Origin of the sequence: Roseibium sp. Sym1 (genome assembly GCF_027359675.1) — a bacterium.
In the GTDB taxonomy this organism is placed as follows: Bacteria; Pseudomonadota; Alphaproteobacteria; order Rhizobiales; family Stappiaceae; genus Roseibium.
This window is the reverse complement of sequence record NZ_CP114786.1, coordinates 6105513-6129797: the sequence shown is the minus strand read 5'-3', so window position 1 is coordinate 6129797 and position 24285 is coordinate 6105513. Positions and strand designations below refer to the sequence as shown.

Sequence of the window (24285 nt, the reverse complement as noted above, 5' to 3'; positions counted from 1 at the left end):
ATCACTTCGGAACATACGGAAAATCAAGCGGAAAGTCTGCGAGGACAACGCGCGTATCAGGCGCGAATACCTGCAGGACGCAGGGGTCTGTCAAGCGTTGTCAGTACGCTTTTTTCGCGCCATGGCAACAAGCGTGGGCGAGAGAGGCAACAGGCAGCGCAAGATGAAATCCGGGCAGTTGCCGACAACCCTTCCCGCTGTCGGGCCCATTTCATGTTTGGCCATATATCTCAGCGCCTCGAATGTTATGTCTTCGTGTGACAGGCCGGCTGCGGACAGCAGGTTTCTCAATTCCGGCGCAGACAGCGGGCGGCAGTCGTAGTCGGTGCCTTTGCGTGTCGCTCGCAACAGCCATGAGGCGGCGGGTCTCGGCAACCAGCTCAGGAAAGGGAGATCATAATGATGCTCCCAGACCGCCCGCCGGTTGGGAACAGCCAGGTAGACAAGTCCATCGTCCTTGAGGACACGCCTGATTTCCGAGAGGTGATGGCGCTGGTCTCTCTCTTCACCGACATGTTCGATGACGTGGTTGGTGATGACGACATCAAAACTCTTGTCTTCAAATGGAATATCCGTTGTCTCCGCAAGGCGGAAACTGATCCCGTGTGCCGCGAGCTGGCGGCGCCGATCCACCGCGCAGACTTCTCCGTCGGGCCGGACCGCGTCCAGGAAAACGCTCGCGGCGTGTCCGGATCCTGTTCCGACATCCAGTATGCGCAGGTTTGTGAGGGAGCGCCGCCGCGCAAGCAGATCACGGATTTTTTGTCCTTTGCGCAACCGGGAGTCCCGATCGAGGATCGCGTGATTACCCGGTCCGCTCATTATCGAACAGCTTCCGTTTCAGCCGCAGACATGGGCCCATCTCCAAAATCGCCTCCGAGGACCTTGGCTGCGTAATTGTGCCATGTCAGGAACGCCGCGCTGGATTTAGCGTTGATGCCTGCACGCTCCGTCGCTTCCCTGTCAAGGGACTTCAAGATGTCGGCAAGAGCCTGAGGCTGTTCGGAAGGGAATATCCAACCCGCATCAAATTGCTCCACCAATTCACGCAGTGCGGGATGGTCACTCACGATGACGGGTCTTTGATAGTGGAACGCCGTCGCCACGATGCCCGAGCCCGTTACGGACCTGTAGGGCAAGACCACTGCGTCGCTCCGGTCGAAAAGTTCTGCCGTGTCCGCGTCGCTGATATATTCGGGGATGAGGTTCACCTGATCGGATATGCCCAGGGTTTCGATCAGAGCACGTGTATCTGCCAGGCCTTGCCAGAACTCTCCTGCCACCGTCAGCCGGATATCCTTGCGCCCGGACAGGGCAAGGGCATGCAAGGCCACATCGAGCCCCTTGTAGGGCCGCACCAGGCCATAGAACAACAATTCGAGGGCGTACTCCCTTTTGAGGACATGCATTGCCGGCGGAAAGTCGTCGAAGAGCGGAATTGGAAAAACGTCGACCCGCGCTCCCGGGAAATGCGACCGGATCTGGTCGGCCAAGTCCGATCCGTGCGTCACATACCGGTCTGCTTGTCCGAGAGACCAAAGGCTCAGTCTCGCCTTCCAGAATGCCTGTGCATGATCGAACACGTTGTGGACGATGGCGCAGGTTTCGCAGCCTCTTTTCCGCAATGACCGCGCCATCCACCCCATGGCCGGTGCCTGGAAGAATGTCCATACCGGGAACACGAGCAAATGCGGTTCCCAGGCGGAGATTTCCTTGGCCGTCCTGACCCATGTCAGCGGGTTGATGCCGTCGACGATGCGCCGTTCATCCAGGTCGTTGTGGCGAGGGAGGTCGGCCGACACCTCGGATTTTCCCGGATACAGGAACTTCGGATATTGCCGCTGGTAGGACCACACTTTCACACTTGCGCGCTCGCCAAGGGCGGCAGCGGTCAGTGCCGTGTGCCTGGCAATGCCTCCGCGTGTCGGAGGAAGCGGGCCGAGAACGGCTATGCGTTGGTCTGAAGCCATTGGTCTGGGCCTTTGCGAAACATCCGATCACAAGTCCTGCCGGCCAGCCTGGCAGGTGGCTGGTTGAGAGTATGACTTACCACAAGAAGCAAAAACCACTCTGCGATACGAAGCGGCTGGTTCAGCAGGACACGAGCGCCGTTTTACCGTGTTCCCCCGATCCAATAGCGCACTCCAGCTCGCCCGAATTCGCAATTCCACCCGGTCCCCGGTTCATTCAATTTGTCTTGGACGTGTGAGCCCTCAGGTGGAGACTCATACTGCGTTTTGCCTGTTCGCGCCTGAGCGTGTACGGGATTTGAAATTACTCGGCTGGTCGAGACTGTCGCCGAGATAATAATGCCGCACCAGTTTGTTCGAAGCGATTTCGGCCGGACTTCCCTCCGCGAGAACCTTCCCTTCCACAATGATATAGGCGTGATCAACAATAGACAGCGTTTCCCGTACATTGTGGTCGCTGATCAGGAGCCCCAGTCCAAACTCGCGGATCTTCGTTATCATGCGCTGCAGGTCGGAGATTGCAATCGGGTCAACACCGGCAAACGGCTCGTCGAGCATCAAGTACTTGGGATTCGAGGCGATTGCCCGGGCAACTTCGCATCGACGCCGCATGCCGCCGGAAAGTTTGGCCGCGTTGCGGGCCCGAACAGAGGTCAACCCGAATGCATCGAGGATCAGACGCAGGATCTCTTGCCGGGAGGCTTTGTTCGGATAGGAACTCTCCAGGCCCATCATGATGTTGTTTTCGACCGACAGGCCTCTGAAGACAGACGACTCCTGAGGGAGATAGCTCAGGCCGAGTTTTGCGCGCGCAAACATTGGAAGCCGCGTCACGTCGACACCGTCTATCTCAACCAGACCTGCATCGGGTTGAACAATGCCGGTTATCATGCTCATCAATGTCGTCTTGCCGGCACCGTTGGGGCCGAGGATCCCGATCACTTCGCCACGACCGATGCGGATGCTGACACCGTCGATTATCTTGAAATCACCAAACGACTTTTCAAGCTTGTCCGCCGTCAAGCATCTGGTCTTATGATCCACGGTATTCAGCAAATCTGTTGAGCCACTTCATAGGCGGGCGAAACTGCCGCATTTGCACACCAGTCACTTCAACAGCAGCGCGGCCTGACACAGGTCTTTGCCCGTGGGCGACACTCCCACAAGACAGATGCATCGATGACGAAGTCCGGTCCACTGTCATCTCGCACATCGGCAGATCAAGTCAAGTCCCGGAAACCGGGCAGCAAACACGTTCCGCGGCGCCTTGCAACCCACGGTTTTCCTGTGTGCGCAGCGTTGAAGTTTTCCAGGGAGCCGGCTGACCATCAGGGGCCTGACACTGCCAATATCCAAATTGACTTAACCGGTCGCGGCATTAAGTTCGTCGCCACGCGGGAGCGTCGGAAGTGGTGATGAAGCCTTGGAACAAGGCCTTGGAAAGCATTTCGATCCCGATGGAATTGGCCATGTAATCGAGTATTATCGGCCATAGACGATTATCAAAACTCGGGGTTCAGGAATTTGTCCGATTTACCTGCGGCGGTATCGCCAGGAAATACATCTTACGGCGACGAAAACCCTTCTCAAGAACCCCAGTCGGAAGGTCGACCGCAAGCCAGAAAGACCGCGCCCACAGGGTTTCGGATCCCCCGGTATTATCAAATACTGAAACACAATATCGGCGGGACCGGTTCTCTCGGGGCCGGCGATCTGTTCTATCAGAATTTCGAAGGGCTCAACAACAGGCTGGCGAGGCTGAACGGTCGGGAATTCATCAACTTCTGCAGCTACAACTATCTTGATTTGTGTGGTGATCCGCGGGTTGCGACCGCGGCCCAGGCAGCGATCGAAAAGTACGGCACCTCCGTCTCGGCATCGAGAATAGTGAGCGGTGAGCGTCCCATCCACCTGGAACTGGAAGCGGCGATTGCCGATTTTGTCGGAACCGAAGCGGCAATCGTTTTTGTCGGGGGCTTCTCCACCAACGAGGACACGATCGCCCATCTCATGGGCGAAGGCGACGTCATCTTTCATGACGAGTACATCCACAAGAGCGCACAGCTCGGGGCAGCCATGTCCGGAGCAAAGGCCGTGTCCTTTCCGCATAATGATCTGGATGCATTGGAAAAGTCTCTGCAAACGCATCGCGAGCAGGGCAAAAACGCTCTTGTCGTCGTCGAAGGTGTCTACAGCATGGACGGCGACATTCCAGACCTGCCGAAGCTGATCGAGCTCAAACGGCGCTATCAGACCCTGTTGATGGTCGATGAAGCCCATTCAATCGGCGTGCTGGGAAAAACCGGCCGCGGCTTGGCCGAGCATTTCGATATCGATCCGGATGAGGTTGATATCTGGATGGGCACCCTGAGCAAATCCTTTGCCAGCTGTGGCGGCTACATTGCCGGCAACGCAGAACTCATAGAATATCTGCGGTATACGGCGCCCGGCTTTGTCTACAGCGTGGGACTTGCTCCTCCGATGGCGGCCGCCGCACTGAAGGCTCTTCAATTGACGCAAGAGGAGCCGCAGCGCGTCAGCCAGCTTCACTCACGGGTCTTGTTGTTTCACACGCTGGCGCGCGAGGCGGGGATAAATATTGGCGAGGCCAATGAGGCCTCCGCGGTGCTGCCCGTCATCATCGGCCAATCCGATGTCACGATCGCGTTGTCGAGAACCTTGATGGACAAGGGCATACTTGCGTTGCCGATCGGGTATCCCGCGGTGTCCAAGAGCAAGTCCCGGATCAGGTTTTTCATCAGCTGCAGCCATACCGATGATGACATCCGAAGCGCTGTCGAAGTCATTTCGAACGAGATCAGCGGCAGCCAATGACAATAGGCCTGCCGAGTTGCCGTGCCACGGCACAAGAACTTGTTTCACCGCCACCGGCAGGCAACCGGTGAACTGCGGTTCCAACCAATCCGGGGCAGACCATTGCGGCTGGCAGACATGATACCTGCGTCGTTTGGTGTCCGGCGACCCGTTTCGCTCGGGTATCTGGCAAGTTTGTCCGCTGACATATTCAAGATCACGCTCATCGTCCTGGTAACGATTGAAGCGCTGTTTCTTTCGGATGTCATTGTCAGCCGTGTCCTGCCGGAATTGCTGTCCCTGGGGGCAGGGATCGGCAGCATCGCGTTAATCGTGCTTTTTTCCGTTCCCAACGGCCTGTTCATCGCGCTGCCGACGGCGCTCCTTGTCGGGGTCTATATTGTTGTATTGCGGCGTCGTGAAAACCAGGAATTCAAGATATTCGCTGGTTTTGGCTATGGCCCCCGGACACTGAGCCTGACCGCCGTGACGGTAGGCCTCACGGGTGCGGCCCTGTCCCTTGCGCTTTCCGGGTTCGTCGAACCTGTGTCCCGCTACCTCCTGGTCACGACCCTGGAAGGGGTTGCCCATCAGGCGATCCGGGATGGAGACCTGGCATCCGGACGGTTCTACCAGGTTGGTGACACAACGATTTTTGCCGCGTCTGGACACCTGAAGACAGTTGCGGGCGATGTGTTCATGCATCAGAAACGGTCTGACGATCTTGGAAGGGTGATCGTCGCCAGCCGGCTGTTCAACCCAAAGATCGGGGAACAGAACCAATTCGGTCTGCTCTTGAATGATGTGAATGTCTACGAGTTTTCAGATCGGGCGGGCGAGCGGAAGGCGAAGACCGCGCAGAAACGGGAACCCGGCTGCGTCGACTGCGATCAAAAGGACATTCTGCCGCCTTTGAAATACATGTATGTCGACAAATTTTACATGGATTTGCCCAAGGTGAGCGCCGAGGTGACGCGCAATTGGCGCCACCCGAGAGAAACCAATTTCATTGACCTGTTTTCGGTTGCCGAGTGGGATGCAAGGCATGTCGAAGTCTTCGGAGAACGCCTGTTGCGTTCGGTCCTGTGTCTGTTGACGCCGCTTCTGGCATTGGTGGCGGTTGCGGTGACGACCAAGGCAACATTGCTTTTCGCACTGCCGGCTGCGTCGGCCGGCGTCTTGTTCCTGAGCTTCTTTGCTTCCAACAACGTTGGCGTGATCAGTCAATACGGGCTGGGGGGGGCGGTGGCGATTCTCCTTGGCGGGGCAATCGCGATGGCAGCGGTCCTGATTGTCCTGGTGTGGAAACTGAACGGCAGGTTCATCGGCTCGATCGGCATCTCGGTGTGACGGGCTTTCAGGCGCTGGCGAGGGTTATGTTCGCATCGCCCATGGCCACCAGCTTGTCTTCCTGAAAAAGCATTACCCTCACGATTGCCGTTTGTTCCTCACGGTTCGAGACCATGACCTTTCCTGCAATCCTCAAGCTTCTGTTGGCCAGCGCAGGATGCACGAAGCGCATGCTCAGTTTGCGCAGCGTTTCGCAATATTGCCAGTTTTCGATGTAGCTGTTCGCCAGAGCCATCAGCAACATCCCCTGAACGGGAACGTCCTCCAGGCCCAAATCGTTGGCAAGCTGCCGGTCTGTGTGGACGGGGTTGTCGTCCCCCGACACTGAGGAGTAGTCTGCGATTTCTGCGGCGGACAAACCGGGTATGGTCGTTTCTCCAAGAACCGCGCCACGTTCAATCTGGTCACCGCTCATTGCTTGTGCCCTTGGGCATGGACCACAGCAAACAGGCTGGTCATGATCACCAGGGGCTCCTCCCGCAAATTCGAGACCCGAGCAAACACTTTCAATTTGTTGTCGCCGCCCGGCCTGTCCATTCGAATGTCGAGGTTGTAGGTCTCGCCAACCTCCAACCGGCCCGGCTTGTCGATCGTTTGTTCCAGATGAAGCAGGGCCGACTGTGCCAAATCGTCAGCTCGGCCCACCGTTTCCAGGATGCAGTCCTGCACGTCTTTCATGCCGTACCAGACGGCAGGAAACGTCAGCGGAACGCGCAGGGCGGCGTTCGTTTCGCTGTCGGCCGTCCTGGAAATGGCACGGTTGAATTCTTCGAGCTTCTGTCGTTCTACGGTCACCCGGAACCGGTGTGCGCCATCACCCATGTCCGGATTGTCACGTTCTGACGACATGGCAGGACTAATTGGCACCTGTTGCAATCAGGGTCGAATTTACGCCCCCGAATGCAAACGAGTTGCACATGGCAGCCTTCGAAGCCGGCAAGTCAATGCATTCCTCGGGCAGGTACAATTCGCACCTGGGATCGGCTTCGGTCAGGTTGATGTGGGGGGGGCACAGGTTTTCAAGAAGCGCTTTTACCGTGACGACGAACTCGAGGGCGCCCGAGGCGCCGAGCGTGTGGCCGATGACCTGCTTGGTGGACGAAACCGGAACCGTCGCGGTCCGGTCACCGAACACCTTTCTTATTGCGGATGTTTCGTTGATGTCGTTGAGGATCGTCCCGGTACCGTGCGCATTGATGTATCCGACGTCGCCCGGCTCCATCCGGGCATCTTCCAGGGCCAGCTGCATGGCACTCGCCGCACCATCAACATCGGGCTGGATGATGTCCTTCGCGTCGCTGCTGGTGCCGTATCCGGACAGCCAGGCCAACGGCGTTGCCCCGCGGGCGTTCATGGCCGCTTCCGACTCGATCAGGAACACGCCCGCTCCTTCACCGAGAACCAGGCCGTTTCGATCCTTTGAAAACGGCCGGCACTTGTTGGGACTGAGCACCCGCATCAGTTCCCAGGACTTCATGGATGCCTCGGTGATCGGGGCTTCGCTGCCTCCGACCAGGGCCCGGTCGACCAAGCCGTGGCGAACCATCTGCATGCCCACCCCGATCGCCTGACTGCCGGACGAGCAGGCGCTCGAGACTGCAAAGCAGGGGCCGGTGATGCTGTTCACGATACTGAGATGCGAGGCGGCGGCACTGGGCATGACCTTTGGTATCGTCAAAGGGTTCAGCCGTCGCTCTCCGGCGAAGAATTTTACGTAGGATTCATCCAGAGAGGTGAGGCCGCCGATACCGGTCCCGATGACCACCGCGCATCTCGGGCTGGCCAGTTCCTGCGATTGAATGCCGGATTGCCGGATTGCTTCGGCAGCGGCAACATGTGCGAAGTGGGTAAACCGGTCTGTCCGCTGCAGCTCTTCTTTCGACAGATGGTCTTCCGGTGCAAACCCCTTGAGCGTCGCTCCAATCCTGACGCGCACCTGGCTTTCCTTCGGAAAATCCAGGGGGCCGATCTGCGAAACACCGTTTTTGACCGCATTCCAGAGAGTGTCCACACCCAGACCGGCGGCGCTGACGGCGCCGAAGCCGGTTATTGCGACCCTATTTTGCATCTTGATCAAATTCGCCCGGCTCTCCGGCTTCCAGCGCCCGATCAATTGCCGCAACGAACTCCGACATGTTTCGCGCCGAGGCGAGATCGTTGTCCACCGGAAGATAGATGTTCAACTTCTCTTCGACACCCATGAGGATCATGACCACGTCCATGGACGCCAGCCCCAGGGTTTCCAGGGTCGCTTCCGGGGTGATCAGCGCACGATCGATGGCACCGTCTTCGGCGATAATGTCAATAATACGTTCAAGGCGATCGGGTGTCTCCAACACCGGCCACGTTGCGGTCACCGGTTGTTCGGCTTCTTCACTCATTTACGGGTGTCCTAAATTCACGTCTGGTCTGAAAGCGCCAAAGAGCGGTCGTACAATCGCAGTGTTCTGCTTATTTGAAAACCCTTCTGTTTCAAGATGTTTCGTAGTGGTTCGTTGTTGTCCAGGACCCATCCGGCCTCGATCGCTCCGCTCTGACGATTGAACCCCAGGAGGCGCTCGACGATTTCTTCAACCATTGACATGGCCACGATGGCTCCCCCCACGGAATGACGCATTTCGGGGCTCACTCCAAACAGAATGATCCTGCCCGACTGGAACTTGTGGGTGTAGGTCCGGTAGACCAGTTTGAGCCAGCCGATTATCGACGGGTTCGGTCCGATATCGGCTGTAATCTCCGCCAGGTTCGGGATAACGATCGCAACGGCGACCGGCTTGTCCCCCTTTTCGACGATGACGCCCATCTCTTCCCTTAGAAACGGCTTCAAATCCGTGCCGAGGCCTTCCACGTCTTCCGGCTGCAAGGGAACGAAACCCCAGTTTTCCTTCCAGGCGGAATTGTAAAGGGTGCGGACGATTTCCAGGTCTCGATCGAAGTTCTTGAAATCCAGTTTCCTGGCCCGGACGTCTTTCGGCAGTCGCGGAAGTTTCGGCCGTTTCGCGTAGTCAGCTTCTTTTTCCGGTGACCAGTCCAAACGCCAGTAATGCAGGTCTCTGCATTGCTGGTAAGGCAACCGGTCGAAGTGGGAGGCCAAGTAAGGTGGGTGCCATGGAACCATGATCAGGGGGGCCAGATCATGCCCCTCAACCAGAAGGCCCGCCATTTCGTTGAGGTTCAACGTAATCGGGCCGACTGCCCGCTCGACGCCCTTTTCCAACAGCCATCCCTCGGCCGCCTGAAGAAGGGCCTTCGTCACCTCGAGGTCGTCCACCACATCAAGGCAACCGAACAATCCGGCATTTCCATAGGCGGCCTGCGGCTGTACCGAATCTATTTGTGCCGATATCCGGCCAACCGGTTTTCCATCCTTGTGTGCCAGCCAGTACTGCGCTTCTCCATGTTTGAAAAACGGAGCCTTGCGCGGATCGAGAATTTTGCTCATTTCCAGCGCGAGCGGGGGGAAATAACTGTCGAACTGACGATACAGGGAAGCAGGCAGGGACATGAATGTTTTCAACTCGGATCTCGAGCTAACCTTGGAAACTTCAATGACCATTGAGCTGCACGACCTGTTTCGGTTGGGGCGTCAAAAACCGAAGATGACGATCTCCGGGCTGATTTCGCAATGACACTTTGTGATGAAATTCAACATGATGCCGAAGCATTCCGGCACCAGGTTCGGTCCCGCTACGACCGTCGACGTGCCGTTGTATTTGAATTTGTCTTCCAGGCAAGTCCCTGCTTTGGAAAGGGGACTGCCTTCGGAAGGGCCTGGACCTGATATGTCTTCTTCGGCCGTTTTCGTTAGTATCCGTGCCTTGACCACTCCGGGGGCGGGGGCAGGGCGGCGAAACCGTCCTGGTCAGACGCAGTCTGCGGCCCGAAAGATGCAGAATGAGGAACGCTTTAAATGCATGTTGCGATCACTGGCGCCACGGGTGGATTGGGGTGGGAAATTGCAAGGCACTACGCCAAAAACGGTTGTTCCCTCTCCTTGTCCGGCCGCGACGAAGTGCGCCTCGACGAGATTTCGGACATTTGCAGGGGCCTGGGGGCCGCAGTCTCAGCCAGGAAGGTCGATGTCACGGATGCGCGGGCGATGGATGCCTGGCTCACACAGGCAGACGCGCAGCATCCGGTCGATCTCCTCATTGCAAATGCAGGCATTGGCGGCGCTGATGTCGTTGTCCCGGAGCATGGGGAAAGCGCGGAACTGGCGCGGCGCATTGTCGAGATCAATACCACCGGGACCATGAACACGGTTATTCCCCTGATCCCGGCGATGACGAAACGCAAACGCGGTCGGATTGTCATCATCAGTTCCATATCAGCGGCGATCGGATTGCCACAGTCACCGGTCTATTGCGCCTCGAAAGCAGCCCTGAGTGTTTATGCCGACGCGATCCGGCGATTGCTCAGGCCGCATGGCGTCGGCGTGACCTGCGTCTTGCCCGGCTTTATCGATACGCCGATGAGCCGGTCCCTCGACCTTCCCAGGCCGTGGTGCTGGCCGCCCGACAAGGCCGCCCAGCGGATCGCGCGCGACGTCGAAAAGGGGAAGGCACACTCGGTCTTTCCGTGGCAGCTGAGATACCTGATCGGTCTGGAGAAACTGTTGCCCGTTGGCCTTTCCGACCTGTTGATGCAGTCGGTGACGAAGAAGGGATGGTCCGGCAATCAGTAGTGCGACCGGCACATTGATAACCAGCTCGCCCGGGGACGCGGGGTCTTCATGGTTTCAAGGACGGTTCCGTCTGCCGTGAGCGCGTTCCTATACGTGCCGGCGCTTTGCCGTCTGACAACGCCTATCGATGGCCCGAGCCGCCTTGGGCGGAGCCGTGATCGCGCGCGTAGCCGTCGCGGACCCAGGGATAGACCTCGGCAACGTCGTCGTCGTAACCAAGATTTCGGACGGTGGAAGAGTGGTGGGTCGATGTGTCGGCGGTGCCGGCAATCCTGTCCATCACATGCGTTCCAATTCCGTAATTTTGCGATTCACAGACAAAATGATGACGCAGGTGGCTCTGTTTGTGGCTGGCAATCCAGTTGCTTTGAAAACCGAGTTTCAGATGCGCGCTGGCATGCATGAACTCATAATAGGTGAACATCAGGAAATTGGTCGCCAGCATTGCCGGGAACAACCCTTCAAGGTTCAAAACCGAACCGGGCACCGCAGCCAGGACAACGAGCAGCGGCACCGAGGTCAGGGGGGAGGCGAACAGGACGGTCAGGTTGTTCGGGTCCATGTGGTGATCGTAATGGAGCCGGCGCCAGATGGGAGCGGTTATGGCGTTCTTGTAAAGCAGCTTCGAGTGAAGAACGAAGCGGTGGAGGACATATTCGACCAGAGGGTAGAAGGACAGGGTCAAGAGAATTGCGACCGGCAGGGCGAACACGTTTCCGCCGATTGCCGCGAACGCCAGGAGGCTGACGCCACTGATTGCCAGGTACATTTTGACGGCATAGTGATCGACTATCGCCGCAGCCAGGGCCCACCTCGTCCTGATATGACGTTCACGGTATTTTTTGGACCAGGCCTTGTCACTCAGCATTCGGCGTTTCCCAGACGGAAGGAAAGAAACGGGCGGGGCGTGCAATCGCATTGACGGGACCCGGGGCTGCCCGAACCAGAGTTCTATATCAGTGCGTTTGGTGAAACAATTGCCTGCCGGGTGTACCCCAATCAGGCGATGGGACCCGGCTTGCGCACGTGAGCGTAGACAGCGCCTATGCCGACGACGGTTGCAATCAAGGGAATGCTCCAGGCCGCGATCAACACCGGGATATAGCCGTGATGGCCGAGCATCAGGGTGATGCTCAGGAAGAAATACGCCGCGAACCCCACTGCAGCCACCGACAGGGCCCGGTAGGGCATCATGCCGGACTTGAAGCGGGTCATCGCCAGATGGGCGGTCAAAAGCGCCATGGCCACGCAGTACAGGATGCTGGAGTAACGCTCGAAGGCAGCCATCTCATACTTGTACGCCTTGGGTACATGATCTCCCTGCCGGATGAGAGCATGGAGCAGGGGCTGCGGCAGAAGGATGGGCAGGACACCGAAATTCTCGAGCCAGAGAGGGCTGAGCGGCAGCTCGATTTCGAGCACTTCAAACCGGGTTTCATCCATTTTGGGTTTTCGGCGGTCCTCTGCTGCAACAGCCGGGAATTCCGTCACGGCGCCATCCAGAAACTGCCAGAGATCGGGCTGCGGCGTCGCCAGCGCATGGTCTGCCCGGACAATGCGCTGAAGCTTGTGGTTTTGCCCGAAGGTGAAGACGGAAACCTCGTTCAGGCGGACGTCTTCCGCGATTTCGACACGCGCCCTGATGATGTGATTTCTGACTGAAATCCATTCAGCCTTGCTTTGAGCCGGCCGGTCGAATTTCAGTCCGTACGAACGATGCGTGGAAGCTGATTCCAGTTCGATGGTTGCCGGCTTTACAAATCCCGCAATCGAAAACTGCAGAAGACCGACGAGACCTCCCACCAGAAGGGCCGGAACCAGCGAGGGGATATAGGACTTTCCGCAGTTGAACAGCATGATGCGCTCATGCGAGGTCGCGAGGGAATACTCTGCCCACACGATCCCCCAGACACCGGCGAACAGCAGAACGGACGGGCTGACAAAGCTCACGCGCAGGAGTGAGTAGTAGAGGATGTGAAGAAAGTTTCCGGACCCGGAGGACGCGGGGTTGGCGTTTATGACCTGGTCAATGTTTGCCGAGATATCCAGCGCAACAACGATGGATATCGTCACTACGGCCAGAATGATCCCGCGCTGAAGATACAGGGCCGTGACGAAACGGGTCTCCAAGCGAACCAGTGCGGCAAGAACTGGTTTCCATAGTCTCCCCGGACTTGGGAGAATGTTTCCGGTGCGCCTGGAATGCTCTTTCGTCGGATTACTCAAGATTTTGGTTTCGCTTCGAAACGGGCGAAGAGCACGAAGCGCCCTGACCGGGAGCAGCACGAAGCCGAGGCTCGTGAACGATCCGGCTGAAGGTTGACATGGACCTGTCGAAAATGAACCGGAACAAGACGGCTGTCCAGGAGCTGTAGGACTTCAGGTTGTCATAGTAATCCGGCGCGAGCCTCTTGAGCTTTGGCAAATTGTTCCACGGGACGCTTGCAAAATCATGGTGTTCGGTGTGGTAACCCACGTTGAAGCAGAGCTTGTTGAGCGGCCCGTAATAGGAATGCGTTTCTTGCCCGTCGCCGTCGGTGTAATGCTCCTGGATCCAGCGTCCTCCAACGGGATGAAGGCCAAGTGCAATAAGCGTCGACAGCCCAAGATACGCCAGAACTTTCGGGCCCATGACGGCAAAGATCAGGATATCGACAGCCAGCACGATCAGAATATTCGCAACGAGCCAACGGTCGACCCTCCGCACTTCTTTGATCTTGAGAGGCCTCAGCGCCTGCGACACGCCCAAAAGGAAGACCCAGACGATTTTCCGTACCGCTGAATTGCCCACCAGACGCCCTTCGGTGCGGCTAACGACATCCGGATCCATGTCGTACTGGCCGAGATACTGGTGATGCAGCAAGTGGTACTTCCGGAACGCCATTGCGCTGGGAACCAACAAGGCAAAGTCGCCGAATATTCCCAGGACTTTGTTATAGGCGGGATTTCGAAAGACCAGATTGTGGGTACATTCATGCATGATCACGTAAAGCGCGTGGTTGATGAATGCACCAATCAGATAGGCGGCCACGAAAACCCAGACCCAGGACAGGTTCGTGAGCACATAGCCGATGCTCAACTGCAACAGGACCAGGCCTGCGGACCAGAACACCGTATAGGGGTTGGTGCCCATCAGCGACCGGACTTCCGGATATTTGGCCTTGATTTCTCGCGCGCGCTTTATGTGGACATTCTGTTCATGATCGTAGCTGAAGTCTAGCGACACGATTTCAATCCCGTTGCGACGCCGGTTGGCGCGGGTTTCAACGACGTGTACATAGCAGTAATTGATGTGTGATCAAACGAGCACGGTCCGGAGCGGCGGTTGAGTGCGGCGAAGCGAAAATTTCGCCTCCGCTGGAATGTGACAACCTTGGTGATGAATTGCGTGTGAAAAAGCAGAGCCTTCTGTCGATGGACGCCGGGACCCTGTTTTCAAACAAGAACGAAAAATTGCCTGGTCCGGCCAGGGATCATCTGGCCGACCCCGGCACGGACTGAGGAAAAGCATGGGAAGTGAATACCTGACCGTGGCGGTTGTTCTGATCGCGATTGTCGTTGTCGCTGCTGTTGCCGCCGCCCTGTTGTTCGGCTCCGTGGTTCACGCGCTGAGCCGTAATCCGGTACCACCGTGGGACACGGCCGTGACCCGGTATGCCGCCAGCGAGCATGTGCCTGTGGTCGTTTCGTTGACAACCATGCCCAACCGCTTGCAGGGCAAGACCATCAGAAACGTGCTGGCTTCGGTTCTGGCGCAGGACCCTGCGCCCCAGGCGGTGGAAATTAACATTCCTTACGAGATGAAACGCCTCGGCACACAATACACGCTGCCGCAATGGCTCATCGACAGCCCGGTCGACATCCACCGTTGTGAAGACCTGGGCCCGGCGACCAAATACGTGAGCACTCTGCAAAGGTATGCCGACAAGAATGCGGACCAGAAGATCCTTGTTGTTGACGATGACATGATCATGCCGGCCGGTCTGGTCGGCGCCGCCAATGCAAGCATGGACGCCCATCCCGACTGCGCCGTCTGCGGCCACGGAATGGTGCTGAAAGGCAAAGGCACACCGCAGGTCAAGTTGTCCTTGACCAACTTTGTCACGGGGCACAAGACCATACTGCGTGTGTTGAGCGAGCATCGGCAGGACATCCGGCATGCAGATGATGTTCAACGCGTGGACCTGGTCACCGGCTATCAGGGATACGGCGTGCGGCCACGCTTTTTCGAGATCGAAAAGCTTGCAGACTATGCGGAGCTTCCGGACGAAGCGGTGTTCGTCGATGACATGGTTATATCTGCCCGTCTGGCGGAGCGGAACGTTCCACGGATCGTATGCGGTTCCTTCAAGACGTTTACCCTGGAAAGCGCGATGACGGTCGTCGGCTTTCTCGCGAAATGGCTCAAGAACTGTGTCAAACCGAACTATCGGTCCGAAACCTTGAGCAACAGCGTCAATCGCAGCAACCACAACAACGACGTCGTCGCACGCCACTTCTGGAAGGTTTGGTAGAGAAAAGGTGGGCCGCCTTGGCCCGTGGGAAGGGCTCACCCCTTACCACGGGCACTCACAGTCGCTGGATGGAACGGGTGTCGCAACGGCCGCGTCCCGACCGCCGACACCCGGCTGCATTCAGGGCCTGAGCCAGACGCCTCGGGCGCTTTCAACGCCACGACCGTCTGCTGCGGCGCGATTCCGAATTCCTGTTGAAGAGGCCGCGCGCATTATTGTATGCCATTTGCGACATTGGGGCATTGCAACACCATGCGCGCTCTGTATTGTCTCCGTCGGCGTGCTGATGCTTTGAAAGAAATTCCGGGATGGTTCCGCAAGGGCTTGCACCAAATCTGCCTGCCTCGACAGGAATATTCTGGACGTGAAAGCAGCTCCCGCCGAAGTGACCCATGCAAGCCGAGTGATCCTTGAAGACCGAACTCATCGAAATGGAACGCCCCTTGTCCCTGTCATTCCTGCGCGCCCATAACCTTTGCGCCTACAGTCAAGATTAATAATGGACGCAAGCGTAAAACTGGAACAGGCGGTCATCAAAGACCTGTGCTCTCTTCACAGACCGATTTCAAAGATAGTTCTGGAACCTGGCGAACCGCCGGTCACACAGATGATGTATCTCATGTGGATGCAGCGGCCCGATCTCAGGAAACAATATGACCTGAATACGAAAAAGGGGCGGCGAAAGCTTCGTGCCTGGTATGCCACGCACGGGGCCATCGAACTTGACCTGGTGCATTGGCTGGCCGATTGCGCCGGCGCACCAAGGGAGCATCCGCGCAGCTACGGTGAACTGGCCAGAAACCTGATCGTCCATTTCCAGCCGCTGCTGTTTCTCAAGATGGTGATGACCTTGTGGAGATGGAACGGCCCAATCGTCCGGCGCACGGAAAAACTCGGCCTGACGATCGGACTGCATTTCCGCGATTTTCTGGTCGCGGGTGCAAAACGTCTCCCGAATGTCGCGCAATTGCTGCGCACGGAAGAACTCATTCCGGCGCCTGCCGCGGGCCCGGGCCGCATTCACCCTCTGCTGAATTTTTCTGTGGTCGAGGGGCTGGACGTGTCCGAAATCCGCGCTGCGGATCCTGGATTGCGGGAGAAGGGCGTAAACATCATCGGATATGCCTACGGCGAACTGGGACTTGGCGAGGACACCCGTACCGCGGCACGCGCCCTGGCGCTCCATGATGTCCCCGTGGGAGTGGTGAATTTCGACCGCGGCCTGTTCACCCGGCAGCAGGACAAGTCCGCCAAGCAGTGGATCACGAACGAGTGCAGGTACCGGACAAACCTGTTCCCCATGGCTGTGAACGAGGCGCACAGCGCCATCCTCAACATCGGTATGGCGAATTACAACCGGCGCTACAATATTGGCTATGCGCCGTGGGAATTGCCGAAATGGCCAAAGGCATGGATGAATTACCTGGACCTGCTCGACGAGTTCTGGGTTTCGACCACCTTCACCTATAACGCCTTGCGCCCGTTCACGGACAAGCCGGTCTGCCTCATGCCACTCGCCGTGACGATTGACGAGGTCGCGCCCGTCAAACGCAGTGACTTCGGTCTGCCGGACGACGCCTTTCTCTTCTTCTTTTCCTTTGACGTGACCTCCTCGGTCCACCGGAAAAACCCCTTCGCGACCATCGAGGCCTTCAAGCGTGCCTTCCCCAGGGGAGATGAGCCGGTCGGGCTTGTCGTGAAGGTGATGAACCTCGATCCGCTGGTGCCCAACTGGCACCGGCTCAACGAGGCCACCAGCGGCGATGACCGGATTCATTTCATCACCGGGACACTTGCGCGACCGACCCTCATGGGCCTGGTTTCCAGCTGTGATGCGTATGTTTCGCTCCATCGTGCCGAAGGGTTCGGCCGCGGTCCCGCCGAGGCGATGCTGCTCGGCAAGCCGACGATTGTGACCGGGTTTTCCGGCAATCTTGATTTCACGAAACCCGACAATTCCTGTCTGGTCGATTACAAGCTGATCGACGTCTTGCCGCACGAATACCATTTCGGTGAAGGACTGCAATGGGCCGATCCGCATGTCGACCACGCCGCCGAACACATGCGGAAACTGGCCGGGGACCGGGAGTTTGCGGAGCAACTGGGACGCGCCGCTCGCGAACAGATCCAGACGCATCACAGCGCCAAGGCCGCCGGCGACCGGTACTGTGTTCGCCTGAACGAACTCGGTTTGCTGTGACGTGCCGGGAGGTGAGCGCCGGGTGGGAGCTTGGCGCGGCTACGGCTGCATGACATCAGTTGAACCATGACGTCACGAGTGCAGAATGTGCCAGACGCGAATGGTGCCGCAAACAGAAGAACCCCGCTCTTGATCAAACGAATTCTCCATCCGATTGCGACGATTTTCTTCAACTGGGACCTTTTCTCCCGTCTGCTCGTGCGAGATCTTCAAGCAACGGTACGCGGAAGCATGCTGGGACTGGCCTGGATCGTTATCAGTCCGCTGGCCATGGTTGCCATTTACACCTTCGTCTTCGGAACCATACTGGATTCGGCATGGACGATCGGAAACCCCAGCCCGCTTGAAGTGCCGCTGATCTACCTTACAGGGTTGATTGTCTTCGGCTTTTTCATGGAGATTTTGCTGCGTGCGCCTGATTACATCCGCGTACACAAAACCTATGTGACAAAAATCGTCTTCCCGATCGAGTTGTTGGACTGGGTGCTGGTCGGGGCCGCCGCGGCCAAGCTTCTGGTCGGTTACCTGTTGATCGTCGTCTTTGCCACTCTCGTGACGGGACGGGTTCCTTTGGCCGCGCTGCAGCTGCCTCTTGTTGTCCTGCCATTCGTCATCTTTTCAACGGGGCTGGCCTGGTTCATCTCCGCCCTGGGAACGTTCGTGAGAGATATCGGCCATGCCTTGATCGCTTTTGCGCCCGCATTGATGTTCGTAAGCCCCATTTTCTATTCGGTCGAGCAGGTGCCGCAGGGCGTGCGCTGGGCCTACGGCCTCAATCCCTTGACCTTCGTGATCGAAACCACGCGCGGAATCCTGTTCTTTGAACAAGGCCTGACGCTCTCGGCATACGCAGGCTACTGGTGCGCCGCACTGATCGTGTTCTTCTTCGGATACTGGTTCTTTGGCAAGGCGCGGCGGGGGTTTGCCGATGTCCTGTGAAGTATCGGTCAAGGCGCGGGGGCTGGAAAAGCGATACAATCTCTTTGATACGGATCTCGGCGCACTGGCCGGTCTGGTGGCCGGACGGGATGCCCGCAAACACCACTGGGCCCTCAGGGATTTTGACCTTGATGCCAAGGCCGGTGACTTCATCGGAATCGTGGGTCGCAACGGAGCCGGAAAATCGACCCTGCTGCAGATCATCGCGGGCATTTTGACACCGGATGCGGGCACCTTGGAAATCAAGGGCCGTGTCACGGCACTTCTGGAACTCGGAGCAGGCTTCAATCCGGACTTCACCGGGCGGGAAAACGTGGAGTTGAGCGCCGCGCTTTATGGATTGAGTTCCGGCCAGATCACTCAGCGGATCGACGCCATCACCGAATTTGCGGGGCTGAACGGGTTCATGGACCGGCCCACTCGTGAATATTCAAGCGGCATGCTGGCCAAATTGGCATTCTCGGTGTGCCTGCACGTCGATGCTGACATCGTGATCGTCGACGAACTTTTCGGTGTCGGTGATTTTCGGTTTCGGCAGAGGGCGACCCGACGACTTCTGGAGTTTTCAAAAGACGGCATCGTTTTCTTTGTGTCGCACAACGAGGCAACAGTGCTCTCCTTGTGCAACCGGGCCGTTTTCATCGAGGATGGCAGGAAGGTTCGGGACGGTTCGACGAAATCGGTATACCGCGCGTATCAACGGCTGATCTCGAGACTCGGCGCCGAAGGCGAAACCTTCCGTGAGAGTGGCGACGTTACGATAGGTGAGGGCAGCCCGGGCAACGACGCGTTTTCATTCGCTGGCAACAAACAGACCGCGGCATTGTCCGGGCATGGTTTTTACGATCGGGCGGCTCCGGTCCAAGGTGATGAACGGGGGCTGATCGCCTCGGTGGATCTCAAGGCACCGCGGCATGCCGATACGCTCGTGTTCGAAGGGGGCGAACACCTGCTGCTGGAGGTTCACACGAGGGAAATCGATCTGCGCGAGTTATTTATCGCGATATTGCTGAAGAACGCCATCGGGCAAACGGTCTGCGCACGCGACACCCTGGATTTCACCAGGCAAAATCCCGACGGGGAGGGGGCGCGCGTCTTCGGAGCCGAGTTTGATTTTCCGTTGCCGTTTCTGCCCTCCGGCGACTACGCCTTCGACGTCGCCATTGGCCGGGAAGACAATTCGGGCAACTGGATTGGGTACAGCGAGGCTGCGGTCGAGTTCTCGGTCCTGTCCAGGCATGTTTCGGACGGGCTCGCCAATATCGCCATGGACGACGTGACCATTTCTCCAGTGGACGGATCTTAGATGCATCGGGATGCTGCCATTGAGATTTCCGGACTTGGCAAGGCCTACGATACCCGTTCGGGACCTGCGAAGAGACTGTGGAACACGGTCGTCCGCGGCGGAAGCCAGGCTGGTGAACTCTGGGCCTTGCGTGACATTGACCTGACGGTCACGCGGGGAGAATCCATCGGCATTGTCGGTCTCAACGGATCGGGAAAGTCCACGCTTTTGCAGTTGATCTGCGGGACGACCCAACCGACCGCCGGTTCCCTGTCGGTGAACGGGCGGATAGTCGCCATGCTCGAACTTGGCGCGGGTTTCAATCCGGATTTTACAGGCCGGGAGAATGCGTTGCTGAGCGGGATTGCCTACGGCCTCAAGGGGGCGGTGGTTCAGGCGCGCATGCAACAGATCGAAGCCTTTGCGGATATCGGAGACTATTTCGACCGGCCTGTCAGGGAGTATTCCAGCGGGATGTACGTCCGGTTGGCCTTTGCGGTTTGCGCCAACGTTGATGCGGACATCATGCTGGTCGACGAGGTCCTCAGCGTCGGGGACGCACTTTTTCAAAACAAATGCCGGCGATACCTCGACAATTTCAAGAAAACCGGGACGGTTCTTTTTGTCTCTCACGATACCAAGCTCGTCAGCTCGGTTTGCGAACGGGCGGTCTTGCTCGAGACGGGACGGAAGATCGCCGAAGGTCCGGTGGATACAATCCTGGACTTGTTCACCAGGTCCTCAGGCGCGGCGCCTTCGAATGAAGCCGAGAAGTCGCTTGGGCCGCGAGGCGAGGACACATGCGAGGCCTTGCCGAGGCCCCGATTGGATCCCTTCTGGGGCACGAACAACCAGATTGAGGTTGGCGCCTACAATCCAAATGCGTTGCGGCACGGTCATGGCGGCTGTGTGATCACCGACTGCTACTTCACAGCTGACGGCTCTTCACCGGTGCGGGAACTGCACGGAGGGCAACACGTCACATTGCACATAGAAGCGCAAGCGGAGCGTGACGTCGCGCAACCTATCTTCGGGTTTATTTTTCGCAATGAACGTGGCCAAAATCTGTTTGGCGATAACACCTTCCAGGCGTACAGGAGCAGGCCGGTCAGTTTGAGGTCGGGCCAAAAGGTCGTGGCGAAACTGAGTTTTCAGTTTCCGTACCTTCCGGCAGGCAGGTTCGGACTGTCACCGTCCCTGATCGAGGGCACGCAACGGGACCATAGTCAGCTTGATTGGCTGGAAGACGCGTTGGTCGTGACGGTCACGGACTCGGACGTTCGGGGTGGGGAGATCGGATTCCGGCATTTCGGAATCCGGCCGATTGGCAAGTCTGTCACAACTTCATCAACACCGGAATGATCCCGCTTTACCGGGGCAGGCCTGTGACCGGAAACCGCTCTGCAGATGATCCGGCCGGGCAGCCGGTTACTCCTTGCGGTCGGTGTTCTCAAGTTCCTGTTTGAGCAAACGGTATCGAATGTCCTCGAGCAACAGGCGATTTGCGGCGATGATATCGCAGACGATGCCGACCGTGAGCGAGAGGGCGGCGATCACCGCGAGGGCGACGCCCGCCAGCAGCGACTGCACATGGCCGCTTCCGTCCCCCATGAAATAGAAATACAGGAACCGCAGCCCGATGACGCCGGCGAACAGCCCGAGTACCACGGCCAGCGCCAGGAACGACCTCAGTGGCTTGTACAAGAGCAATATGCGCAGGATCGTGGTCAGCGAACGCCAGACGTAGCTCAAATTGCTGCGCACCAGTCTGGAGGGGCGCGTAGGCGGATTGACGTTGACGGGAACGGAGACCACCGGAATGTTCTTGCGGCCGGCCTGGATAATCGTCTCCAGCGTATAGGTGTAGTTCGAGTAGACAAAAAGCCGAAGCGCGGCATCGCGGTGGATTGCCCTGAAACCGCTCGGCGCGTCGGCAATGTCCGTGCCGCTGGCCTGGCGCACCACCCAGCTGCCGATCACCTGCAACGCGCGCTTGACGAGCGACATGTTCCTGTCGGTTCTGACCGGGCGTGCCCCGATGACCATCTGGGCCTTGCCGTCAAGGATCGGCTGAACCAGATCCGGTATCGAACCGGCACAATACTGGTTGTCGGCGTCCGTGTTGAGAATGACATCCGCCCCCCGTCTCAGCGCCGTTTCAATACCCACCGTGAAGGCTTTGGCGAGGCCCATGTGATAGGGGAGCGATACGACATGAATGCCGCCATATTCCCGGGCAATTTCTACGGTGGCATCCGTCGAACCATCGTCAACAATCATGATTTCGACTTCATCAAACCCCTCAAGGGTTTTCGGGATTTCGTCCAGCGTTGCCTTGAGTTCTTCTTCTTCGTTGTAGCATGGGATCTGGATTACCAATTTGCTCATAAAGCACCCGTATTCGCATCCGCTTCAAATATTACCTGTTGCCCGCCTGCCGGGGCCGCCATCGAAAGTCAGCTCCCGCAGCCCTCGAAAGAGAGATCCGTCAATCCGATGCTCAAACGGCGCGTGTCGCTGCTGAGACCCAGTTCCTGCATGGATTGAGGATTTTCAGCATTGATGTCGATGACAACGCGACGGTCTTCCACCTCGTCCGAGCGAATGCTCAATAGCCATTCGAAACGATTGTTCGGAAGTTTCCCCTCAAACGACTGAACCGGACCGGGCCCCAACTTAACCGAAACACGAGCCTGTGCATGCTGTTCATTCAGGAACCACTCGCCGCGAAGCCGAAAACGGCACTCTCCTTGCGAATTTCTCGGGATCCTGAGATCGATCGAGCTGCGCGGGCCGATCATCCAGACACCCCATGTTTCAATCGCTCCCCAACCGGGCCCGAGCAGGTCCGCTCCCTTGGCGTTGCCGGCGAAATCAATATGGGTGCCGGTCGACAATTCGTTGGGAAACCGGAGGGACGCGGTGTCCTGTCCCATGTACCATAGTTGTTGCGAGTGGCTTTGCTCGTGGAGCAGCAGGACCGCGTCTGGATATGTGGTGCCGAAGCCGGGATCCGCGCTGATGACCCACTCGCTGCACATGCGCTCCGGCTGAATCTCCGCCTCATCCCTCATCTGATAGTTGAACAGGAAGAACTTGGTGTTCCAGTGAGCCCAGATGGACGTCTCGGGCGTCAGGTGTTGTGTGACGCACGTGCCCGGCTCGAGATTGGCCTGGATGTATTCGGCTATCCTGCGTTGGGAGTCCCGGCCATCTGACGACGGCATCAGGAAATAGGCCGCAACGTAGAGCGACTGCAGTGCGAACAGCGCCGCAACCAGCAGGAGGCCCCATGTTCGACGGTAGGCGAGCAGGAAAATGACCGCTGCAACAAAGCCCGCCTTCAACAACAGGACATGGTCATAACCGCCGGTAAATGGCTCCATCCACCAGTAGAGGGACATGACGTTGTGCAGGTTGGCCGGCGCGAAGGACCACTCGGGCAGCCATGTCAGGATCAGGACCAGGCTGCCCAATGAAACGGCAAATGCCGTGAGGGCAATGCGGGCGCCGGAGCGATTGAATTCCAGAAGGCCGATGGCCAGAAACACCGGGATGACAGCCTCGCTGTAGCGGCCGTAAATGACATGGTCGATCCGTGTGCCCTGGTAGAGAGACACCGCGGACATGCCGATATTGGCCGCCAGAACGACCAGTGCGAAGATGCAGAATGCCTGTGTCGGTCCACGCGAGCCGGACCACGCTCGTCTCGCCATGACCAGTACCCCGACGACCGCCAGGCCAAACGTCGCGGCAACCAGGTAGCTCAGTTGGCCGGTCCCGGTCAAAAAAAGCCGGCCGAAGGCCGCCAGAAACTCTTCGGGGCTCGAGAACACCTGGAACTTCGACGAGAGTTTGTAGCTGCGCTCGCTGTATCTGGAGATGTCCGAATACGACTCGAGCGTGAGGCGGGTCTGGATCAGCTGCGTCAACCACCAGCCAATGCCCAGCACGCCCGAGGAAACGGCAAGCCAGACGCCCAGGGCGCCCGGCCGCCGGACACGATAGAGCAGGTATGTCGCAAAGAGGGCTGAAAGAATGGCCGTTGGCGCACCCCGCAAATGCATGAACGCCAGGGCACCGCTCAAGGCTGCCGATACAACGAGCGGTCCCCAGCCCTGGCCGTTTGCTGTTGCAAGCCGAAAGTTTGCCAGGAGAAGGCCCGCCATTGCCGAGGAAAAGAGCACTTCCGCCTGGGCGGACGTCGTATAGATGAAGCTTGCGGGATAGAAGGAGACAACGACGGAGACCAGCAGCGCAGCCTGCCAGTGATGGTCCGCCTGCTTCCAGGCGGTCAGAAACCGGTAGACCAGCCATGCGGTCAAGGTTGCCAGTGTCGCATTCATGACGAGCACAAGTCGGTAGATCGTTTCCGGCTGATCAAACAGCAGGAAAAGCGGAGAAAAAAGAACGGGAAAACCTATCCCGTAGCGGGTCGGGCCGTGCGTGCTATACCCGGCCAGGGCTGCCGCATTCAGGAGGTGTCCTGCCTCATCTGCGTGGATCAATGGGGTTGATACAAAGAATAC

The 24285-nt window shown here is 58.0% G+C and carries 21 protein-coding genes and 1 pseudogene; 8 read left to right on the top strand and 14 right to left on the bottom strand.

What is annotated here, in order from left to right; translation table 11 throughout:
• Nucleotides 1-90 precede the first annotated feature (90 nt).
• The 3 genes from O6760_RS28220 to lptB form a co-directional block, all read right to left on the bottom strand.
• Nucleotides 91-822, bottom strand: a complete 732-nt coding sequence (locus O6760_RS28220; RefSeq protein WP_269582980.1) for a class I SAM-dependent methyltransferase — start codon at nt 820-822, stop codon at nt 91-93.
• Nucleotides 822-1970 (bottom strand): glycosyltransferase, encoded by a 1149-nt coding sequence (locus O6760_RS28215; RefSeq protein WP_269582979.1) that lies wholly within the window; start codon nt 1968-1970, stop codon nt 822-824. Before O6760_RS28215 ends, O6760_RS28220 begins: the two co-directional genes overlap by 1 nt.
• 255 nt (nt 1971-2225) lie before the next feature.
• Nucleotides 2226-2993 (bottom strand): LPS export ABC transporter ATP-binding protein, encoded by a 768-nt coding sequence (lptB, locus tag O6760_RS28210; RefSeq protein WP_269582978.1) that lies wholly within the window; start codon nt 2991-2993, stop codon nt 2226-2228.
• A gap of 501 nt (nt 2994-3494) precedes the next feature.
• Here lptB and O6760_RS28205 point away from each other — a divergent pair.
• Together O6760_RS28205 and O6760_RS28200 are read left to right on the top strand one after the other, a co-directional pair.
• Entirely contained in the window at nt 3495-4805 is a 1311-nt protein-coding gene (locus O6760_RS28205; RefSeq protein ID WP_332306209.1) for an aminotransferase class I/II-fold pyridoxal phosphate-dependent enzyme, read from the top strand.
• Nucleotides 4806-4979: 174 nt separating this feature from the next.
• Entirely contained in the window at nt 4980-6134 is a 1155-nt protein-coding gene (locus O6760_RS28200; RefSeq protein ID WP_269582977.1) for an LptF/LptG family permease, read from the top strand.
• 7 nt (nt 6135-6141) lie between these two features.
• On the opposite strand, the gene O6760_RS28195 is transcribed toward O6760_RS28200, so the two are convergent.
• The 5 genes from O6760_RS28195 to O6760_RS28175 are packed head-to-tail and all read right to left on the bottom strand — an operon-like array spanning nt 6142 to nt 9690.
• Nucleotides 6142-6549: a MaoC family dehydratase gene (locus O6760_RS28195; protein ID WP_269582976.1), complete on the bottom strand. Its 408-nt coding sequence runs from the start codon at nt 6547-6549 to the stop codon at nt 6142-6144.
• The gene (locus tag O6760_RS28190) at nt 6546-7010 is read right to left on the bottom strand and encodes a hypothetical protein (RefSeq protein ID WP_269582975.1); all 465 of its coding nucleotides are present in this window, start codon (nt 7008-7010) and stop codon (nt 6546-6548) included. The genes O6760_RS28195 and O6760_RS28190 overlap by 4 nt, the downstream gene beginning before the upstream one ends.
• On the bottom strand, nt 6991-8202 hold the full coding sequence (locus O6760_RS28185) for a beta-ketoacyl-[acyl-carrier-protein] synthase family protein (RefSeq protein WP_269582974.1): 1212 nt from the start codon (nt 8200-8202) through the stop codon (nt 6991-6993). Before O6760_RS28185 ends, O6760_RS28190 begins: the two co-directional genes overlap by 20 nt.
• A complete protein-coding gene (locus O6760_RS28180) occupies nt 8192-8515 on the bottom strand; it encodes a phosphopantetheine-binding protein (protein WP_269582973.1) in 324 nt (107 codons plus the stop codon). The genes O6760_RS28185 and O6760_RS28180 overlap by 11 nt, the downstream gene beginning before the upstream one ends.
• A gap of 17 nt (nt 8516-8532) precedes the next feature.
• Complete coding sequence (locus tag O6760_RS28175; protein WP_269582972.1) at nt 8533-9690, bottom strand: hypothetical protein; 1158 nt, start codon at nt 9688-9690, stop codon at nt 8533-8535.
• A gap of 354 nt (nt 9691-10044) precedes the next feature.
• Between O6760_RS28175 and O6760_RS28170 the strand changes: the two genes are divergently transcribed.
• On the top strand, nt 10045-10818 hold the full coding sequence (locus tag O6760_RS28170) for an SDR family NAD(P)-dependent oxidoreductase (RefSeq protein ID WP_269582971.1): 774 nt from the start codon (nt 10045-10047) through the stop codon (nt 10816-10818).
• Nucleotides 10819-10939: 121 nt separating this feature from the next.
• Here O6760_RS28170 and O6760_RS28165 read toward each other — a convergent pair whose 3' ends face one another.
• The 4 genes and pseudogenes from O6760_RS28165 to O6760_RS33490 all read right to left on the bottom strand — a co-directional run.
• Nucleotides 10940-11686 carry a sterol desaturase family protein gene (locus O6760_RS28165; RefSeq protein WP_269582970.1) on the bottom strand — a complete coding sequence of 249 codons (747 nt, stop codon included), beginning with the start codon at nt 11684-11686 and terminating at the stop codon, nt 10940-10942.
• Between the two features lie 131 nt (nt 11687-11817).
• Nucleotides 11818-12891 (bottom strand): LptF/LptG family permease, encoded by a 1074-nt coding sequence (locus tag O6760_RS28160; RefSeq protein WP_269582969.1) that lies wholly within the window; start codon nt 12889-12891, stop codon nt 11818-11820.
• 145 nt (nt 12892-13036) lie between these two features.
• Nucleotides 13037-13951 (bottom strand): fatty acid desaturase, encoded by a 915-nt coding sequence (locus O6760_RS28155; protein WP_269582968.1) that lies wholly within the window; start codon nt 13949-13951, stop codon nt 13037-13039.
• A gap of 30 nt (nt 13952-13981) precedes the next feature.
• A pseudogene (locus O6760_RS33490) lies at nt 13982-14044 on the bottom strand (hypothetical protein); the annotation flags it as partial.
• 283 nt (nt 14045-14327) lie between these two features.
• Here O6760_RS33490 and O6760_RS28150 point away from each other — a divergent pair.
• From O6760_RS28150 to O6760_RS28130, 5 genes are all read left to right on the top strand, one after another.
• Nucleotides 14328-15332, top strand: a complete 1005-nt coding sequence (locus O6760_RS28150; RefSeq protein ID WP_269582967.1) for a hypothetical protein — start codon at nt 14328-14330, stop codon at nt 15330-15332.
• A gap of 499 nt (nt 15333-15831) precedes the next feature.
• Nucleotides 15832-17532: a glycosyltransferase family 4 protein gene (locus O6760_RS28145; protein WP_269582966.1), complete on the top strand. Its 1701-nt coding sequence runs from the start codon at nt 15832-15834 to the stop codon at nt 17530-17532.
• Nucleotides 17533-17661: 129 nt separating this feature from the next.
• A complete protein-coding gene (locus tag O6760_RS28140) occupies nt 17662-18471 on the top strand; it encodes an ABC transporter permease (RefSeq protein ID WP_269582965.1) in 810 nt (269 codons plus the stop codon).
• Entirely contained in the window at nt 18461-19777 is a 1317-nt protein-coding gene (locus O6760_RS28135) for an ABC transporter ATP-binding protein (RefSeq protein ID WP_269582964.1), read from the top strand. The genes O6760_RS28140 and O6760_RS28135 overlap by 11 nt, the downstream gene beginning before the upstream one ends.
• Nucleotides 19778-21118, top strand: a complete 1341-nt coding sequence (locus O6760_RS28130; protein WP_269582963.1) for an ABC transporter ATP-binding protein — start codon at nt 19778-19780, stop codon at nt 21116-21118. It begins immediately after the preceding gene.
• A gap of 66 nt (nt 21119-21184) precedes the next feature.
• Here O6760_RS28130 and O6760_RS28125 read toward each other — a convergent pair whose 3' ends face one another.
• Both O6760_RS28125 and O6760_RS28120 read right to left on the bottom strand, forming a co-directional pair.
• Nucleotides 21185-22144 (bottom strand): glycosyltransferase family 2 protein, encoded by a 960-nt coding sequence (locus tag O6760_RS28125; RefSeq protein ID WP_269582962.1) that lies wholly within the window; start codon nt 22142-22144, stop codon nt 21185-21187.
• Between the two features lie 68 nt (nt 22145-22212).
• Complete coding sequence (locus O6760_RS28120) at nt 22213-24102, bottom strand: hypothetical protein (RefSeq protein ID WP_269582961.1); 1890 nt, start codon at nt 24100-24102, stop codon at nt 22213-22215.
• Between the last annotated feature and the right edge of the window lie 183 nt (nt 24103-24285).